Annotated in this window: 20 protein-coding genes and 1 other annotated feature; of the genes, 18 read left to right on the top strand and 2 right to left on the bottom strand. The window is 42.0% G+C overall.

What is annotated here, in order from left to right; all coding sequences use genetic code 11:
* The 18 genes from AC1DVB_RS19385 to AC1DVB_RS19300 all read left to right on the top strand — a co-directional run.
* On the top strand, window positions 1–1378 hold a 1378-nt coding region (locus tag AC1DVB_RS19385; RefSeq protein WP_477590531.1), incomplete at its 5' end, for an HD family phosphohydrolase.
* On the top strand, window positions 1375–1851 hold the full coding sequence (ybeY, locus tag AC1DVB_RS19380) for an rRNA maturation RNase YbeY (RefSeq protein ID WP_034308501.1): 477 nt from the start codon (window positions 1375–1377) through the stop codon (window positions 1849–1851). The genes AC1DVB_RS19385 and ybeY, both read left to right, overlap by 4 nt.
* Entirely contained in the window at window positions 1829–2206 is a 378-nt protein-coding gene (locus AC1DVB_RS19375) for a diacylglycerol kinase family protein (protein ID WP_458344814.1), read from the top strand. Before ybeY ends, AC1DVB_RS19375 begins: the two co-directional genes overlap by 23 nt.
* Window positions 2207–2245: 39 nt before the next feature.
* On the top strand, window positions 2246–2644 hold the full coding sequence (locus AC1DVB_RS19370; protein WP_048685709.1) for a cytidine deaminase: 399 nt from the start codon (window positions 2246–2248) through the stop codon (window positions 2642–2644).
* Window positions 2637–3566, top strand: a complete 930-nt coding sequence (gene era, locus AC1DVB_RS19365; RefSeq protein ID WP_034308493.1) for a GTPase Era — start codon at window positions 2637–2639, stop codon at window positions 3564–3566. The genes AC1DVB_RS19370 and era overlap by 8 nt, the downstream gene beginning before the upstream one ends.
* 98 nt (window positions 3567–3664) lie before the next feature.
* Window positions 3665–3808 (top strand): YqzL family protein, encoded by a 144-nt coding sequence (locus AC1DVB_RS19360; protein ID WP_065310843.1) that lies wholly within the window; start codon window positions 3665–3667, stop codon window positions 3806–3808.
* Window positions 3809–3841: 33 nt separating this feature from the next.
* The gene (gene recO, locus AC1DVB_RS19355; protein ID WP_034308490.1) at window positions 3842–4594 is read left to right on the top strand and encodes a DNA repair protein RecO; all 753 of its coding nucleotides are present in this window, start codon (window positions 3842–3844) and stop codon (window positions 4592–4594) included.
* A gap of 58 nt (window positions 4595–4652) precedes the next feature.
* Window positions 4653–4829: a binding site (T-box leader), on the top strand.
* Between the two features lie 95 nt (window positions 4830–4924).
* Window positions 4925–5821: a glycine--tRNA ligase subunit alpha gene (glyQ, locus tag AC1DVB_RS19350; protein WP_054400193.1), complete on the top strand. Its 897-nt coding sequence runs from the start codon at window positions 4925–4927 to the stop codon at window positions 5819–5821.
* A complete protein-coding gene (gene glyS / locus AC1DVB_RS19345) occupies window positions 5808–7877 on the top strand; it encodes a glycine--tRNA ligase subunit beta (protein WP_477590528.1) in 2070 nt (689 codons plus the stop codon). Before glyQ ends, glyS begins: the two co-directional genes overlap by 14 nt.
* A gap of 161 nt (window positions 7878–8038) precedes the next feature.
* Window positions 8039–8677 carry a transcriptional regulator CcpN gene (ccpN, locus tag AC1DVB_RS19340; protein WP_034308483.1) on the top strand — a complete coding sequence of 213 codons (639 nt, stop codon included), beginning with the start codon at window positions 8039–8041 and terminating at the stop codon, window positions 8675–8677.
* A 28-nt stretch (window positions 8678–8705) separates the two neighbouring features.
* Entirely contained in the window at window positions 8706–9515 is an 810-nt protein-coding gene (locus AC1DVB_RS19335) for a pyruvate, water dikinase regulatory protein (RefSeq protein WP_034311346.1), read from the top strand.
* Window positions 9516–10026: 511 nt separating this feature from the next.
* Window positions 10027–10482, top strand: a complete 456-nt coding sequence (locus tag AC1DVB_RS19330; protein ID WP_034311344.1) for a YaiI/YqxD family protein — start codon at window positions 10027–10029, stop codon at window positions 10480–10482.
* A 51-nt stretch (window positions 10483–10533) separates the two neighbouring features.
* A complete protein-coding gene (dnaG, locus tag AC1DVB_RS19325; protein WP_095389827.1) occupies window positions 10534–12339 on the top strand; it encodes a DNA primase in 1806 nt (601 codons plus the stop codon).
* A 35-nt stretch (window positions 12340–12374) separates the two neighbouring features.
* Window positions 12375–13508 (top strand): RNA polymerase sigma factor RpoD, encoded by a 1134-nt coding sequence (gene rpoD, locus AC1DVB_RS19320; protein WP_034308477.1) that lies wholly within the window; start codon window positions 12375–12377, stop codon window positions 13506–13508.
* Between the two features lie 179 nt (window positions 13509–13687).
* Entirely contained in the window at window positions 13688–14218 is a 531-nt protein-coding gene (locus AC1DVB_RS19315; RefSeq protein ID WP_477590525.1) for a hypothetical protein, read from the top strand.
* A 235-nt stretch (window positions 14219–14453) separates the two neighbouring features.
* A complete protein-coding gene (gene cccA / locus AC1DVB_RS19310) occupies window positions 14454–14822 on the top strand; it encodes a cytochrome c550 (RefSeq protein ID WP_057278835.1) in 369 nt (122 codons plus the stop codon).
* Window positions 14823–15036: 214 nt separating this feature from the next.
* Complete coding sequence (locus AC1DVB_RS19305; RefSeq protein WP_057278884.1) at window positions 15037–15744, top strand: tRNA (adenine(22)-N(1))-methyltransferase; 708 nt, start codon at window positions 15037–15039, stop codon at window positions 15742–15744.
* Window positions 15741–16859, top strand: a complete 1119-nt coding sequence (locus AC1DVB_RS19300) for a Nif3-like dinuclear metal center hexameric protein (RefSeq protein ID WP_477590522.1) — start codon at window positions 15741–15743, stop codon at window positions 16857–16859. Before AC1DVB_RS19305 ends, AC1DVB_RS19300 begins: the two co-directional genes overlap by 4 nt.
* Before the next feature lie 46 nt (window positions 16860–16905).
* Here the strand turns inward: AC1DVB_RS19300 and AC1DVB_RS19295 are convergent, their stop codons facing one another.
* Both AC1DVB_RS19295 and vrrA read right to left on the bottom strand, forming a co-directional pair.
* Window positions 16906–17850: a 4-hydroxy-3-methylbut-2-enyl diphosphate reductase gene (locus AC1DVB_RS19295; protein ID WP_048685698.1), complete on the bottom strand. Its 945-nt coding sequence runs from the start codon at window positions 17848–17850 to the stop codon at window positions 16906–16908.
* 126 nt (window positions 17851–17976) lie between these two features.
* On the bottom strand, window positions 17977–18291 hold a 315-nt coding region (gene vrrA / locus AC1DVB_RS19290), incomplete at its 5' end, for a VrrA/YqfQ family protein (RefSeq protein WP_477590520.1).

Raw genomic sequence — 18291 nt, 5'->3', positions numbered from 1 at the left:
CAGGGATGTATATAGGCAGCTTGAACTGGCAGGCTTCTTAAATACGGAGTCCACCATTTACCCGTATATCGGCCTGCTGTTATTCATATTCCTGACTTTTGCGGCTTTTTATTATTATTTCTACTATTCCGTTTCCAAAAAGGATAACAAGTACAATCAGTTATTGATCTTCAGTCTTGTCTTTATCCTTTCAATGGCTACCATGAAAACGGTCAGCATTCTGGCAGACCTGAAAAACTCGAACTTGGAATACATTTTTCCGGGTGCCATGGCGGCGATGCTCATCAAGATATTATTGAATGATAGGTTAGCGGTAGCAATGATCATATTGTTAGGTTCGTATGGTACGATTATATTTAATGGTGATACACCCGGAAATCTGGATTTCTCGATGGGGCTTTATATCATTTTCGGGGGATTGACGGCAATCATCATCCTATCCAGGCCCAATTTCAAATCAAAGGTGCTGGTAGCGGGGCTGCTGTTGTCTTTAATCAATATGGCATTTGTTTTTTCGCTCATCTTTATTATGGACAGCCATTATACTAGAATGGAGTACTTGTATTATGCTTCTGCTGCCCTAGGTTCTGGAGTGGGTGCAGCCGTTTTGACAATGGGCCTGTTACCGTTTTTCGAGGCTGGTTTCGGGATTTTATCATCGATTAAGCTTATCGAGCTCGCGAATCCCAATCATCCGTTATTGCGGAAGATCTTGATTGAGGCTCCGGGGACATATCATCATAGTGTAATGGTCGCCAATTTGGCGGAATCGGCTTGTGAAGCCATCGGCTCGAATGGCTTGCTGGCAAGGGTCGGCAGTTATTATCATGATATCGGTAAAACGAAGCGGCCGCACTTCTTCATCGAAAATCAGATGAGTGAAGAGAACCCGCATGATCGGCTGCAGCCGGAAACGAGCAGGGATGTCATCATTGCCCATGCCTTAGATGGCGGGGAGATGCTGCGTAGTCACAAATTCCCGAAAGAGATTGTGGATATTGCAGAGCAGCATCATGGGACCACATTATTGAAATTTTTCTATCATAAGGCAAAAAAACAGGATGAGTCCACACTCGAGGCGGCCTACCGATATCCCGGGCCGAGGGCGATAATGAAGGAAGTGGCCGTCATCGGCATAGCCGATAGTGTGGAAGCTGCAGTGAGGTCGATGAAGCACCCAACTCCGGAGAAGATTGAAGAGCTGGTAAGTTTCATCATTCAGGACAGGATTTCTGATGGACAATTTGATGAATGTGACATTACTATGAGAGAATTAAGTATCGTGAAGCATTCCTTATGTGAATCGCTGAATGGTATCTTCCACTCCAGGATTGAATATCCGGAGCCGGATAAATTAGGACAGAAGGTGAAAGAATGATTTTAGCTATCGATTTAATGGATGAAACGAATGAAGTAACGGAGGAAGCTCAGCAGCTTGTTGAAAGCATTCTTCAATTTGCGGCAAGAAAAGAAAACATTGAAAAAGACACCGAGCTGTCTGTTACATTTGTAGACAATGATAGGATTCGGGAAATCAATAAAGAATATCGTCATAAAGATTCAGCTACAGATGTCATTTCTTTTGCGCTTGAAGAAATGGGGGAAGATGAAGTGGAAATTGTCGGAGCGGAAATGCCCCGCATGTTAGGTGATATCATCATTTCCATTGAACGCACGAAAGAACAAGCTGAAGAATATGGTCATTCATTTGACCGGGAACTTGGATTTTTAGCACTGCATGGTTTTCTTCATTTATTGGGATTCGACCATATGAATGAAGAAGATGAAAAAGTGATGTTCACTAAACAAAAGGAGATCTTGGAAGAATATGGGCTTTCAAGAGAAGGATAAAAAAAAGTATCCTTTATTAAAAAGTTTCTCTTTCGCCTGTCAGGGAATTTTGGAGGCTGTTCGGACTGAACGCAATATCAAGATCCATTTCGCGTTAACGGCAATCGTCGTATTCTTTGGTTGGCACTTCTCATTGAATGGGATGGAGTGGCTTTTCATTTTGGCGGCCATAGCCGGTACGATTACGTTGGAGCTCGTTAATTCCGCGATTGAAAGGGTAGTGGACCTGGTAACGGACCAAATCCATCCGCTTGCCAAGCAGGCAAAAGATATTGCAGCCGGAGCTGTATTCATATATGCTATATTTTCTATAATAGTTGGATTGATTATCTTTTTGCCTAAGGTTGGCCTGTAGGTTGCCGAAATGGTACTCAATTTGAAAGGAAGATGTGAATTGAATACAAAAGAATTGATTGAGGAAGCTAAAAAAGCAAGGGATAAAGCTTATGTGCCTTACTCCAAGTTTAAGGTGGGGGCAGCCCTTTTAACCGCTGATGGAAAGGTCTATCATGGTTGTAATATAGAAAATGCTGCATACAGCATGTGTAATTGCGCCGAAAGGACAGCTTTATTCAGCGCTTATGCCCATGACGATAAAAAATTCACCAAACTTGCAGTCGTGGCGGATACCGATGGTCCCGTCGCTCCATGCGGGGCATGCAGGCAGGTTATTTCAGAACTGTGCGAAAAGGATATGCCGGTCGTTTTGACCAACTTACATGGGGATATAAAAGAACTAACAGTACAGGAATTGCTTCCAGGAGCTTTTTCACCGGAGGATTTAAATGGATAAACTATTTGACGATACACAAGTAAAAGGTTACAAATCAGGTTTCATTTCAATAATTGGACGACCTAATGTTGGAAAAAGTACATTTCTGAATCGGGTCATCGGCCAGAAAATCGCCATTATGAGTGATAAACCGCAAACTACAAGAAATAAGGTCCAGGGTGTACTTACGCAAAACGATTCACAAATGATTTTCATCGATACACCCGGCATTCATAAACCAAAGCATAAGCTTGGCGACTTCATGATGAAAGTGGCAACGAATACATTGAAAGAAGTCGATTTGATTCTCTTCATGATCAATGCGACTGAAGGATACGGACGCGGGGACGAGTTTATCATCGAAAAACTTCAATCCGTAAAAACGCCTGTTTTCCTGGTCGTAAACAAAATCGATGCGATGCATCCAGATGATTTGCTTCCGATCATTGAAAAATACCAACAGCTTTACCCTTTTGCGGCAGTCGTCCCGATTTCTGCGCTTGAAGGAAATAATGTGGATACTCTGCTTGAACAAATCAAAGAGCATCTGCCTGAAGGTCCCCAGTTCTATCCAGCTGACCAAGTGACCGACCATCCGGAACGTTTTATCATTTCCGAATTGGTCCGCGAGAAGGTACTGCACCTGACACGGGAAGAAATTCCACATTCAGTGGCTGTTGTCATCGATTCAATTAAAAAGATGGATAATAGCGACACCATCAATGTCATGGCGACTATCGTTGTCGAACGGGATTCACAAAAGGGCATTGTCATCGGAAAGCAAGGGAAAATGCTTAAAGAAGTCGGCAGCCGTGCCAGGGTGGATATCGAAAACCTATTGGGCTCTAAAGTTTTCTTGGAACTGTGGGTGAAGGTACAGAAGGATTGGCGTAACAAAGCAAGCCAGCTTCGCGATTACGGCTTCAATGAAAGCGAGTATTAATTAACAAAATTTACGCGTCATGAAAGTTAGGAAAACGGTCAAGCTAATCATATGGTCGGATATTCATATTGCTAGTTAAAATGAAAGGTGGGCTTTATATGTTGGATTTTACCTGGGAATTATTCACAGAAACAGGTAATGTGGACACCTATTTGCTGTTTAAGGAGATAGAAGTCGAAAGACAGGAAAGACACTTGGGATTGAATGATGAGCTAGCAGAAATTGATTTTCCTGTTTCATAGGTTAGCCTTGGCGAGCATGGGTGGTGTCTTGGTATGCTCCAAAAATGTGAGGGCATTGTCATAAGGCGAACTGCATATGGAGAAAATAACAAAATCATTACTATATATACCCGTGAGCTAGGGAAAATTGGCGTCATGGCGAGAGGGGCCAGTAAACCTAACAGCAGGCTTTCTGCCGTCACACAGCTTTTTTGCTCCGGGTATTTTCTTGTAACCACATCAACCGGACTCGGCAGTCTTCAGCAAGGCGAAATGGTCGATTCACTCCGTTTCATAAGGGAGGATCTTTTTGCCACCGCTTATGCTTCATATATTGTTGAATTGCTTGATAAAAGCGTCGAGGATAAGAAACCGAATCCATATTTGTATGAATTGCTTTCGCAAACCTTGCATTACATAAACGAGGAATATGACGCGGAGGTTTTGACATTCATTTTTGAAATGAAGATGCTGCCCGTCAATGGGATTAACCCAGTGTTGAATCAGTGTGCTGTATGTGGTGAAACGGAAGGGGAATTCTCCTTCTCGCTTCGGGAAGCGGGCTTTATTTGTCACCGCTGTCTGGGGAAAGACCCTTATCATTTTAAAATTTCACCTGCAGCCGTCAAATTGCTTCGGATTTTTTATTATTTAGATTTATCAAGGCTCGGAAACATTTCCGTCAAGCCTGAAACGAAAAAAGAACTGCGGAAGATCATCGATGCATATTATGAGGAATATTCCGGTCTGCTTTTGAAATCAAAAAAGTTCCTGAAACAGATTGATACGATGAAAGATATGTTTTAGGTTCTGACCTATTGACATTCCATGCTAGTTTGTATAAAATTCTAATCATCAAAATAAGAAGATTGCGTTGATGGAAAAGAGTATCTGTCATTCTCCATAAAAAGCGAACCCGGGACGGTGGAAGCCGGGATATGGATTTACAGGGAAGGGCGTTTCCGGAGCATGTTGCTTTGAAAAGAGGCCGTTTTGTAAACGGCAATTAGGGTGGAACCGCGGGTATACTCTCGTCCCTATGCATTTCGCATAGGGACGGGAGTTTTTTGTTTGCCTAAATGTAATGGGTTTCCGACCTTTAATCTAAAAGCCGTTTAAATAACCTGGAGGTGTACGATGAATATTCAAAATATGATTTTAACGTTACAAAAGCATTGGTCTGAGCAAGGCTGCATATTGATGAATGCTTATGATGTCGAGAAAGGGGCAGGAACGATGAGCCCATACACGTTCCTGAGAGCCATTGGACCGGAGCCTTGGAGCGTGGCTTACGTAGAGCCTTCCCGCCGTCCTGCTGACGGTCGTTATGGTGAGAACCCTAATCGACTGTATCAGCATCATCAGTTCCAAGTGATCATGAAGCCGTCTCCTGACAATATCCAAGAGTTGTATTTGGATTCATTACGTGCTTTAGGGATAAATCCGCTCGAGCATGATATTCGCTTTGTGGAGGACAATTGGGAAAATCCATCTCTAGGGTGTGCCGGACTCGGTTGGGAAGTGTGGCTTGATGGAATGGAAATCACGCAATTTACATATTTCCAACAGGTGGGCGGCCTTGAGTGTAAACCGGTTTCCGTGGAAATTACATACGGGATCGAACGTCTCGCCTCTTACATTCAAGATAAGGAAAACGTATTTGACCTAGAATGGACAAATGGATTCACTGTTCGCGATATATTTGGTCAGCCGGAATACGAACATTCGAAATATACGTTCGAAACCTCCGACCTTGACATGCTGTTTCAGCTTTTCACGATGTATGAAAAGGAAGCGCATCGACAAATGGAAGAAGGACTTGTACATCCTGCATATGATTATGTTTTGAAATGTTCCCATACATTTAACCTTTTGGATGCCAAAGGTGCCATCTCGGTGACGGAAAGAACGGGTTATATTGCCCGGTGCCGTAACTTAGCGCGTAAGGTTGCCAAAACCTTCTATGAAGAGCGGGAAAAATTAGGCTTCCCGATCCTGAAAGTGAAAGGGGAGAATACAAATGAGCAAGCGTGATTTGTTATTGGAGATTGGATTGGAAGAGCTGCCTGCCCGTTTTGTGACAGCATCAATGAAACAGTTGTCAGATAAAGTGCAGAAATGGCTAACGGAAAAAGCGATAGAATTCGGGACGGTTGAAGCTTTTTCCACACCAAGACGTTTGGCCGTATTGGTGAAGGACGTGGAAGAATCCCAAAAGGATATCGAAGAAGAGGCAAAAGGTCCGGCCAAAAAAATCGCGTTGGACAGCGAAGGCAACTGGTCTAAAGCAGCATTGGGATTCGTCAGGGGTCAAGGCATGACTTCAGAGGACATTTATTTTAAAGAACTCAAGGGTGTGGAATATGTCCATGTAAATAAATTCATAAAAGGACAGCAGACCGTTCAGCTTTTATCTGAGCTTGCTGAAATCATCAGCGGCATGACGTTCCCGAAAAATATGCGCTGGGCCAATCAGGAGCTCCGCTTCGTCCGTCCGATTAAATGGCTGATTGCCTTATTTGGCAATGAAATAGTGCCATTCAGCATTGCTGATGTGGAAACGGGCCGTGAAACAAAAGGACATCGTTTCTTAGGCAATAGCGCCATCATCGAGCAGCCGGAACGGTACGAAGATACGCTGACAGAACAATTTGTAATGGCAGATCCAGATAAACGCCGGCAAGTTATATTGGATCAGATTAAAGAGCTTGAGCAGGAGAAAGGCTGGATCATCCCTGTCGATGAAGATCTGCTTGAAGAGGTAAATAATTTGGTAGAGTATCCAACGGTGTTATTTGGACATTTTGAAGAAGAATTCCTTGAGCTTCCTGCTGAGGTACTTATCACATCAATGAAGGAACACCAACGTTATTTCCCTGTTAAAGATCAAGAAGGGAACCTGCTTGCTTACTTTGTAACCGTGCGCAACGGCGATGACCGCCATTTGGATAAGGTTTCTAAAGGTAATGAAAAAGTATTGCGTGCCCGCTTATCGGATGCAGCATTTTTCTATAAAGAAGATCAGAAAAAAGAGATTTCGGATGCTTTGAAAAAGCTTGACAGCATCGTTTATCATGAAGAAATCGGTACATTGGCCGAGAAAACCGCCCGGGTAACTGAAGTGACYGGCGCTCTTGCAGATGCTTTGAATTTAAAGGCGGAAAAAGAAATGGCGCTTCGTACAGCGGCAATTGCCAAGTTCGATTTGGTAAGTAATATGGTTTATGAATTCCCTGAATTGCAAGGGTATATGGGTGAAAAATATGCTCTCTTAAAAGGGGAAGCAAAAGAAGTGGCAGCGGCTATCAATGAACATTATATGCCAAGGCATGCGGATGATGCTGTACCGCCTTCAGTCATTGGCGCGGTTGTGAGTTTGGCTGAAAAAATTGATACATTGTCTTCGTTCTTCGCTATTGGCGTCATCCCGACAGGTTCCCAGGATCCTTACGCATTAAGAAGGCAGGCTACCGGTGTCGTCCAAATTCTAGCTGAGAAGAAATGGAATATTTCATTAGAGGAGCTTATTGTTTTAGGTCTTAAAGGACCGGAATCAAAAGGTATCTTAAAACGTGATCTTGAAGAAGTTAAAGCGGATATGTTCACATTCTTTAAAGCACGTGTCAAACACATGCTTCAAGAACAGCAAATCCGTTATGATTTGATTGACGCAGTTTTGTTCAATGAGATCGGTTATATCCACTCAATCGTGGAACGTGCACATGTATTGGATGCGAAAAAAGAAGAAGCAGGCTTTAAGGAAAGCCTGGAAGCTCTAAGCAGGGTCATGAACATTGCCGTAAAATGTGACAATCAGGTGACAGTCGACCCTGCTGCCTTTGAAAATGATCAAGAAAATGCGTTATATGTAAAATATCAAAAAGTGGCAATGCGTTATATGGAATCTAAAGATGAGAATGAGCGGTTTGAAGAGCTTGTTTCGCTTCAATCGGAAATAGAGTCATATTTCGAGAATACAATGGTCATGGCAGAGGATGAAGCAATCCGCAACAACCGTTTATCCTTAATGAAGGAAATCAGTGATTTGGTTGCAGGTTTTGCTGCCATGAATAAAATCATCCTTACATGATCGAAAGGATGTATGGAATCGGAAACCCTTTGAATATGGGTTTCCGATTTCTTAAAAAGATAAATGATCAATAAATAGGACAAAAATGCCCTAATTAAATTATTTAGTATATAATTATTAAATGAATAACTTTTGTTACTTTACTCTGCGAAAGCAGTGGGGTGGTGATTATAATCCAATTGAATAAGCGTCAGGAACAAATTTTACAAATTGTAAAAGAAAACGGACCGATTACTGGAGAACATATTGCGGATAGATTGAACCTTACCAGGGCGACACTTCGCCCGGATTTAGCGATTTTAACGATGGCAGGTTTTCTTGATGCCCGGCCCAGAGTGGGGTATTTCTATACAGGCAGGTCAGGGACACAGCTTTTGACAGATAGCCTTAACCATCTTTATGTACGGGACTACCAATCGATACCTGTCGTCGTTGACGAGGGCATTTCCGTATACGATGCAATCGTCATGATGTTTTTAGAAGATGTCGGAACAATGTTCGTCGTCGATAAGCATGCATTGCTTGTTGGTGTTTTATCAAGGAAAGACTTATTGCGTGCGAGTATTGGGAAACAAGAGCTTAACTCCATTCCAGTCAATATCATCATGACTAGGATGCCCAATATTACAATGTGTTCAAAAGAAGACCTTTTGATTGATGTTGCCAAAAAACTGATTGATAAACAAATCGACTCATTACCGGTCGTCAAAGACACAGAAAAGGGCTATGAAGTAATTGGAAGGATTACAAAAACCAATATTACGAAAGCATTCGTAGCTTTGGCTGATGAAGGCTATTAGGGGGCTTGCAAAAGGAATGACGGAGAATATGAACGGTTCTATTATATATGTTGTATCGGATTCAGTAGGAGAAACAGCGGAATTGGTCACAAAAGCCGCTGCAAGCCAGTTCTCGGGATCTGCTTTTTCCATAAAGAGAATTCCGTATATTGAAGATGAACAAAACGTGGATGAAGTGATATCACTGGCTAAGTTGGATGGGGCGATCATTGCTTATACTCTGGTGAAGCCAGCAATTAGAGCGTATATGAAAGCACAGGTCGAGAAAGAAAACCTGGCTGCTTATGACATTTTAGGGCCGCTCATGGACATCCTTCAGGAAAGGGCTCCAAAAGGGCCGCTTAATGAACCTGGTCTGGTAAGAAAGCTGGATGATGACTATTTCAAGCGTGTGGAAGCCATTGAATTTGCTGTAAAATATGATGATGGACGTGACCCTCGCGGCATTTTACGTGCAGACATCGTCCTTGTGGGTGTTTCACGCACTTCCAAAACGCCATTATCACAATATTTAGCCCACAAACGCTATAAAGTGGCGAACGTACCTTTAGTGCCTGAAGTGGAACCGCCAGAAGAGCTGTTCCTGGTACCTCCTGAAAAATGCATTGGTTTAAAGATCAGCCCGGAAAAGCTGAACCATATTCGTAAAGAACGATTAAAGTCACTTGGGCTCAATGATCATGCCATTTACGCAAATGTGGAGCGCATAAAAGAAGAATTGACATACTTTGATAAAATCATATCAAGGCTGAATTGTCCTATCATTGATGTAACCAATAAAGCTGTTGAAGAAACAGCCAATTTAATCATCAATATCCTTCAAAACAAAAACCGTTGATCCTTAAATTAAGGCAAATCAAAATGTGAGCTAGACACTCTATGTGTCAGCTCACATTTTAATGCCAAGGTCAAATAAGGGATTAATAAGAATAAATTCAAAATAATTACATAAAATTCCTCTTAGTTTCCTCATGCAAATCCATTGATTTGCATGAAAACACATTCGGGATTTAAATGTTGGCATCTTCTAATCAAATAGACTATAATAAAAAATTGTGAGAAAAAAGTAATCTTAAGGTTTAGACTTAATTAATAAGGAATAAACTAAAGGTTAATGAGATGTCAAGGTTTTTATCATAAAAATAATTCGACATGTTCCGTATAATTCAGGAAGGGCTGGTCTTTTTCAAGGCAAATGAGGTGCTTTCACTTGCATAAACAGGTATTCTTTGAAGGATAATGTTTGCTCTTTTAGAGGGAACGCTTTGAATCATGCCGGAAATTCACCATATCTTCATAAAGTTTAGGGGAGAAAAAGGATTATGCAGAAAGATGTAGAATTAGAAGGTATGAATAATAAACCTACGATACACGTCGATGCCGATGCATGCCCGGTGAAAGACGAAATCCTTCATTGTGCAAGTTTGCACGAAATTGAAGTCTGTTTTGTTGCATCATATAAAAATATGATGAATAACCCTGAAGGTAAATGGGTATATGTCGATGCAGACAAAGAAGCGGCAGATCTTTATATAGTAAACTCAGTAAAAAAGGGTGATATTGTCGTTACTGCAGATATTGGTTTGGCTGGGACACTGCTTCCTAAAAACGTTTATGTCCTTTCGCCAAGGGGAAAAGAATACACGGAAGAGAATATTTTCATGCTCTTGGATATGCGTTATCAGTCGGCGAAACTCCGCAGGCAGGGTAAGCATACGAAAGGGCCGAAAGCATTCACAAAGGAAGATCGTGCATGTTTTACAAATAAACTTATGAAAACATTGTCGAACTTTGCAGGGAATTAGGAAACAGTATCGAATAAGAAACTATCACCAATATTGCAAGGTGGAAAAATGATAAATGGCCGTATAGAAGATGAGAAAATTAATCAAATTCGTGAAGCTGTTGACATTGTTGATTTAATTGGGGAGTATGTCCAGCTGAAGAAGCAGGGGCGCAATTACTTTGGCCTATGTCCTTTTCATGGTGAAAACTCGCCCTCGTTTTCCGTTTCAACGGAAAAACAAATCTTTCACTGTTTCGGTTGCGGGGCAGGCGGAAATATTTTTACCTTCTTAATGGATATAGAAGGCTACAGCTTTGTGGAATCTGCAAAAGTTTTAGCTGAAAAAGGAAATGTTCCTTTGGAAGTTGAAATCAATAAGGATTCCAAGCGTTCCAACATGCCGGCAGGCGCTCAGCAAATGGTTGAAGCCCATGACCTGCTGAGGAAGTTTTATCATCATCTCCTCGTTAATACGAAAGAGGGGCAGGATGCTCTCGAATATTTACTTAAACGAGGGTTTACTGAAGAGACGATAGAAAAGTTCCAAATTGGCTACTCCTTGGATTCATGGGACTTCGTGTCCAAGTTTCTTTTAAAACGCGGGTTTCCAGCGGAATACATGGAGCAGGCAGGGCTTATTATTTTCAGGGAAAAAGACGAGTCATATTTTGACCGTTTCAGAAATAGAGTCATGTTTCCAATTATGGATCATCAAGGAAATACGATTGCGTTTTCAGGAAGAGCAATGGGGGACGATGAGCCCAAATATTTGAATAGTCCTGAAACGCCAATCTTTAATAAAAGTAAAACTTTATATAATTTCCATCATGCAAGACCACACATACGAAAGAAAGAACAAGCAGTCATTTTTGAAGGCTTTGCCGATTGCATTTCAGCAGTTGGCGCAGGTGTGGAGAATGCGGTCGCTACAATGGGCACTGCCCTGACGGACCAGCATATCCAGCTTTTAAAAAGAAATACTGACCAGATACTTATTTGCTACGATTCGGACTCAGCGGGATTGAACGCTGCCAATCGTGCAGTCAATATGCTACAGGACCATGAGTTTTCCGTGAAAGTCGCTCTCATGCCTGATAACCTGGACCCCGATGACTACATAAAGGAATTCGGTGAAAAAAGCTTTGTTTCTGAAGTAATAGGGGCCAGTTTAACCTACATGGCATTCAAAATGCATTATTTGCGTCGAGGGAAAAATGTAAATAATGAAGGAGATCGAATTCAATATATCGAAGAAGTCCTTAAAGAAATTTCGCGATTGCCCAATGCAGTGGAGAGGGATCATTATCTCCGGCAGCTATCCTCTGAATTTTCCCTTTCATTGGATGCGCTGGAACAGCAGCAGCGTCAGGTGTTCTTTACGGAACGCAAGAAGGGGACATTGCCGCAGCCAGCAGCCCAAAAGAAAATGGCCCTGCAATATGAGCATAAGTTAAAACCTGCTCACCATAATGCTGAAACGAAGTTGATTGCCCATATGCTGAAAAGCAGGGATATGACTTTCAAAATTCAGCAGTTGCTTGGGCAAACGGTCTTTCATGTAGATGAACATCAGGCAATCATCACCTATTTATATGCGTTCTATGAAGATGGACACGAACCGGATACAAGCTTTTTCCTTACTTATTTACCGGATCCAAACTTGAGAAGGATCGTTTCGGAAATAGAAATGATGTCAGTGAATGAGGAAGTTACCGATAAAGAACTGACCGATTGTATAAATCAAGTGTTGAAATATGAAAAGTTGTTAAAGATAAAAGAAAAACAAGTTGAAGAAAAAGATGCAGTTAGACGAAGTGATTATGTCACTGCTGCACAAATTGCCATGGAAATCATTAAATTGCGTAAAATGTTGTAGTCGTTTAGGTGTAAGTCCTGGAAGGAGGGGAACTAATGGCTGAAAAACCAGCACGTTCCAAACAAGTTGATAATGAATTTAGCCTTGAACAGGTGAAAGAAAAACTACTAGAGCTAGGTAAAAAACGAGGCTCTTTGACTTTAGAAAAAATCGCTGAAATGATTGGCGGTTTTGAGTTGGATTCCGATCAAATGGATGAGTTCTATGAGGTGTTAGCAGAAAACGGCGTCGAAATACTCACTGATGGTGAGGAAGACGAAGATGAAGATGATCCAGATGAGAAGAAACTTGCAAAAGAAGAAGAGTTTGACTTAAATGATTTAAGTGTTCCTCCTGGCGTGAAAATCAATGACCCAGTACGCATGTATTTAAAGGAAATTGGCCGGGTCGACCTTTTATCGGCAGAAGAGGAAATCTCTTTGGCGACGAGAATTGAAGATGGAGATGAAGAAGCGAAGCGCCGTTTGGCAGAAGCTAACCTACGTCTTGTTGTCAGTATCGCCAAGCGTTATGTCGGACGCGGAATGCTTTTCCTTGATTTGATTCAGGAAGGTAATATGGGACTTATCAAAGCTGTGGAAAAATTTGATTACCGCAAGGGATTCAAATTCAGTACGTATGCAACATGGTGGATTCGCCAAGCGATAACCCGTGCCATTGCCGACCAAGCAAGAACGATCCGGATACCGGTGCATATGGTGGAAACCATCAATAAATTGATTCGTGTCCAAAGACAGCTTCTTCAGGATTTAGGACGTGAACCTTCACCGGAAGAAATTGCAGAGGATATGGACCTGACTCCCGAAAAAGTTCGTGAAATCTTGAAAATAGCTCAGGAGCCTGTTTCATTGGAAACGCCAATAGGTGAAGAAGACGATTCACATTTAGGTGATTTCATTGAAGATCAGGATGCGACTTCCCCATCGGAGCATGCAGCATATGAACTATTGAAAGAACAGCTTGAAGACGTATTGGATACTCTTACTGACCGTGAAGAGAACGTCTTGAGACTCCGCTTTGGACTTGATGATGGCCGTACCCGTACTCTTGAAGAGGTAGGTAAAGTGTTTGGGGTCACCCGCGAGCGTATCCGTCAAATCGAAGCGAAGGCGCTGCGTAAACTGAGACATCCAAGCAGAAGCAAACGATTGAAAGATTTCCTTGAATAGAATATATGCCCTTAACAGAGCCCTCTTTGAATGCACAGCGTTCGGGAGCGGCTCTTTTTTTCAATTCCGATGTAAAAATATCCTAATCAGAACAATGGTTATCTGTTTTTTTCATATAAAGGAAAAAGATTTAAAAGCTTAGCCGTTAAAAAGAAGATCATCATGAGGATGTGAGATTCATGGATGAAATGAGAAAGAAAATCATCATTCAAGAAATAAACTCCTGGAAGGAAAGTCRTATGCTTCCGGAGCAATATTGTAATTACCTGCTTGCATTATACGGTCAAGGCGAACTTCCGCCATCAAAATCGAATGAAACCGCGAGCAAAAAAAACGATATCTTTTTCTGGGTGTTGATTGGAACTTTTTTTGCATTTATTGTATTTTTGAATTATTTTACTGAAATAACCATAAGAATGCAAATGCTTATGACAACAATTTCAATACTTGTCTTTGGGCAAGCAGTCCGCCGCTTAAAAGGCAGGAAAATCATTTTTCAGATGGCGTTGATGGGGATGGTACTATCATTGCTTTTATTAACTGTCAGTTTGGCGGAATTCATGGCACCCGGCAAAGCGGGTATCCTTTATATTTTCTTATTCATTAATTGCGGACTCTGGATTTTATTGGGCTATAAGCTGAAGCTGCTCCATTTTTCCATAGCGGGAAGCCTTGGAGCACTGGTCACTCTTTACTTTTTAATAATATAATTCAAGGACACTCCAGCGGTTTTAAATAATGATTTTTGGGTATTATGAAACATATGTAAGAAAAAGTAAAATTGTTTGGAAATATACATAAGTTTTTGACAATTTTAAGAAATTATATAATATCTTCTATTTTTGGGCTTTTACTTGAAACTCTTTTCAAGTAAAATAATATATAGCTGTTTGTATATAATATTAAATATGGTAAGTTTAGGTTCTACATAGGGGAGGAAATACTATGAAGCGCAATCCAGTAATGCCTTTTATTATTATCATGGTTTTTGGTATTGGACTTATGTTTTTACTTTCGTTTAAAGGTTTGGGTGATGCCAAAGATCTTGCCAAGGAAAAAGAGGGCGGCGAAAAGACAGAAGAAACAGAAAATGCCTCAGCATCACCTGAGGACATTTATAAGCAAAACTGTATCTCTTGTCATGGTGACGCCTATCAAGGCGGTGTCGGGCCTGCTCTAAAAGGAGTTGGCGATCGTCTGTCGGTGGACGAGGTTAAAAACGTGATCACTAATGGACGAGGTGCAATGCCACCAGGTTTAGTCGAAGAACAGAACATTGACGCCATGGCCGAATATATTCATGGACTGAAATAATTCATGAAACTGACTCAAGAAATCGTTGGAAAGCGAACTTTTTGAGTCAGTTTTTCATTTGTTCAGAAAAGGAAGAATCCAGATTGCAGTTTTTCTTTTGCCCATTAGAAAGAACCCTATTTCTCCTTTCTGTAATTTTTCGATTGAACTTGGTATAATCGAATGGGAAAGTAATTATAGCAAGACATTATTTGAATTAAGAGAGTTGATAAATATGAATCATGAAAAACTATCGATGAGATTAGAACGTGTTGCCATACATATACCAAAAGGAAGCATCCTGGCAGACATAGGATCAGACCATGCTTACTTGCCGTGCTATGCGGTGACTAACGGCTTGTGTGCCAGCGCCATAGCAGGTGAGGTTGTAGAAGGACCCTATCAGTCAGCACGCAAGCAAGTGGCAATGACGGGTCTTGGAGACAAGATAGAGGTCCGTAAAGGAGATGGGCTTGAAGTATTGAATCCCGATGAAGCGACATGCATTACGATTGCAGGCATGGGAGGGACTTTAATATCAAGTATATTGGAAAGCGGAAAAGCGAAACTCGGCAAGGCAGAAAGGCTAATCCTTCAGCCTAATGTCGGTGCAGCGAATGTTCGCAGCTGGCTAATCGAAAACGGCTGGGAGCTTTGTGGAGAGGAGATTCTTGAGGAAGATGGGAAGATCTATGAGATCTTAATTGCCAAAAAAGGAGACCCGCTCCGCCCTTATGGTGTAAACAAGCAAACGGGCCTCACTTTCGGTCCATTCTTAAGAGAGCAATTCAGTGATATTTTCATAAAAAAATGGCAGCTTGAGAAAAAACATTTGGAGAGAATCATCGAACAATTGGATGAAAGCGGAAGAAGCGGACTGGAAACGAAGCGCAATGAATTGAAATCCCAAATTTCGGTAATCGAGGAGGTACTTAAAGGTTGAAGACAGTGAATGGTCACAAAATCATTGAGATGTTTGAACAATTCTCACCAAAGCATTATGCAATGGAGGGAGATCCAATCGGGCTGCATGTCGGGCAGCTAAATAAGCCGGTTACTAAAGTGCTGATTGCCCTTGATGTGCTGGAAGAGGTTGTAGACGAAGCGATCGAACATGGCGTGGAATTGATCATTGCCCACCATCCGTTAATTTACCGACCATTGAAAAGGATCGATACAAACACAGCTGGAGGCCGCATCATCGAAAAGCTGATCAAACATGATATCGCTGTTTACGCTGCACATACCAATTTGGATGTTGCTAAGGGCGGAGTGAATGATTTACTTGCCGAAGCTCTTCAATTGCAGGACACAGAGGTATTGATTCCAACCTTTGAGACAGCTCTTAAGAAATTGGTCGTATATGTTCCAAAGACCGACGAACAAAAGGTGAGGGAAGCCCTGGGCAAGGCGGGGGCCGGAGCGATCGGGAACTACAGCAATTGTTCGTTTTCGGGGGAAGGTACCGGACGCTTCTTGCCAGGTGAAGGCAGTGAACCGGTTATCGGCTCTGAAGGAAGGCTTGAAGAAGTAGCTGAAATTCGGATTGAAACGATATTCCCGGAAAATATCGAGAAGAAAGTACTAGCTGCGATGATTAAAGCCCATCCATATGAAGAGGTTGCTCACGATATATATAAACTGGAGAATAAAGGGGAGTCACTTGGCTTAGGAAAGATTGGTGTACTTGCCGAAGAAATGACGCTTGAACAATTTTCCGAACATGTGAAGCGGACACTCGATGTTGAAAAGGTGCGTGTCGTGGGAGATCTGCAAAGTCCGATAAAAAAAGTGGCCGTTTTGGGCGGAGACGGCAATAAATACTTTACGACAGCAAAATTCAAGGGTGCCGATGTTTACGTTACAGGTGATATGTATTACCATACAGCCCATGACGCGATGATGATTGGACTGAATATCGTCGATCCCGGCCACAATGTTGAAAAGGTGATGAAAAAAGGGGTGGCACGATTCCTTGAAAAAACGTGCCGCGAAAAGAACTTTGATGTGGAATTCATTCCATCCAGGCTGAATACAGACCCATTCCGCTTCATTTGATAACACGAAAAAGGCAGCCTTAGTGGCTGCCTTTGTATTTGTGCAATCATTTCTTCACTTTAATTTTAGGTAAAATTTTATGCAATGGCGTTTTCTTTTCGGTATTCCAAGTGGATTCATCATTTGCTTCATATTGTTCTAGAAATGCGATAACTTCCTTCGTGATCGGAGTTGGTGTAGAAGCCCCCGAAGTGACGGCAACCGTTTCTGCATCTTTTAGCCATTCAAGGTTTAGCTCGGAAATGTCAGCGATTCGATAAGCTCTCGTCCCGGCAATCTCTTGGGACACTTGTGCAAGACGGTTTGAATTATTACTCTTAGGATCTCCGACAACGATTAAAACATCAGCTTCGCCAGCTTGCTCGGCAACGGCTTCTTGGCGAACCTGTGTCGCTAAGCAAATTTCCTTATGGACTTCGGCATGTGGGAACTTTTCCTTGACCTTATCCATGATATCCAAAACATCCCATTGGCTCATCGTTGTTTGATTGGTGACGATGATCTTATCACTATTCAAAGTCAAGGCTTCCACATCTTCATCCTTTTGAACCAGGTGAACGACATCGGGAGCAACTCCGACAGCACCCTCAGGTTCCGGATGGCCTTTTTTGCCAATATAAATGATTTGATAGCCTTCCGCTTGTTTTTCCCGAATTAAGTCATGTGTTGCGGTAACATCGGGACATGTTGCATCAAGCGTCACAAGCCCTTTTTTCTCAGCGATCTTCCTGATCTCAGGCGAAACGCCGTGAGCAGTAAAGATGACGGTTCCGCTGTCCACCTGTTCGATGATATCGTTGCGGTTGCTGCCGTCCAACGTGATGATGCCTTCTTCTTCAAACGCATCCGTCACATGTTTGTTATGCACGATCATTCCTAAAATGTAAATGGGACGTGGCAAGGTTTTATCTAAAGCCGCATTTCGGGCGATGACCATGGCATCGACAACGCCATAACAATAGCCGCGCGGGGAAATTTTAATCACTTTCATCTATGTGTCCTCCTTCAAGGCAAGAAACTCTCACTTTTTATACCTTTCTATTATATAAGACCATAGATGATATTACAAAACATCATATTTACATAAAATCAGTTATTGGTAATTTTTTTGTAGCCTTTAAATATAAAGCTTGGGACCTGAAGATCTCTTCCTTTTGGTTTCGGGACGAACTGGCGCAGTGGGGTTAGCTTCTATAGCTTTTTCTTTTTTCTTCGAAACCGTTTTTACCTCATTGTTTTCTTGTGCCCCAACCGCGGGCCCGCTTTCAACGGAAGCTCCGTCGTCCTTGGTCTCATCGGCTGATGATATGCTTCGGAAAACTTTCCACATGGAAGGCAGGTTTTTAATCACTGGACCGTATTGTTCCACCATAGGCGTGAATTGTTCCGCCGCTTGCAACACCTTTTGCGTGTTGGAAAGCATATTATTAAG

Source organism: Peribacillus sp. P4_D6, assembly GCF_056401795.1.
This window is presented reverse-complemented; position numbering and strand designations above follow the sequence as displayed.

Bases quoted from the DNA above. Each gene is read 5' to 3' on its own strand.
- ybeY (WP_034308501.1), top strand. From the start codon at position 1,375: ATGATTTTAGCTATCGATTTAATGGATGAAACGAATGAAGTAACGGAG.
- AC1DVB_RS19375 (WP_458344814.1), top strand. From the start codon at position 1,829: ATGGGCTTTCAAGAGAAGGATAAAAAAAAGTATCCTTTATTAAAAAGT.
- era (WP_034308493.1), top strand. From the start codon at position 2,637: ATGGATAAACTATTTGACGATACACAAGTAAAAGGTTACAAATCAGGT.
- AC1DVB_RS19360 (WP_065310843.1), top strand. From the start codon at position 3,665: ATGTTGGATTTTACCTGGGAATTATTCACAGAAACAGGTAATGTGGAC.
- recO (WP_034308490.1), top strand. From the start codon at position 3,842: ATGCTCCAAAAATGTGAGGGCATTGTCATAAGGCGAACTGCATATGGA.
- glyQ (WP_054400193.1), top strand. From the start codon at position 4,925: ATGAATATTCAAAATATGATTTTAACGTTACAAAAGCATTGGTCTGAG.
- AC1DVB_RS19335 (WP_034311346.1), top strand. From the start codon at position 8,706: ATGAACGGTTCTATTATATATGTTGTATCGGATTCAGTAGGAGAAACA.
- AC1DVB_RS19330 (WP_034311344.1), top strand. From the start codon at position 10,027: ATGAATAATAAACCTACGATACACGTCGATGCCGATGCATGCCCGGTG.
- rpoD (WP_034308477.1), top strand. From the start codon at position 12,375: ATGGCTGAAAAACCAGCACGTTCCAAACAAGTTGATAATGAATTTAGC.
- cccA (WP_057278835.1), top strand. From the start codon at position 14,454: ATGAAGCGCAATCCAGTAATGCCTTTTATTATTATCATGGTTTTTGGT.
- AC1DVB_RS19305 (WP_057278884.1), top strand. From the start codon at position 15,037: ATGAATCATGAAAAACTATCGATGAGATTAGAACGTGTTGCCATACAT.
- AC1DVB_RS19295 (WP_048685698.1), bottom strand. From the start codon at position 17,850: ATGAAAGTGATTAAAATTTCCCCGCGCGGCTATTGTTATGGCGTTGTC.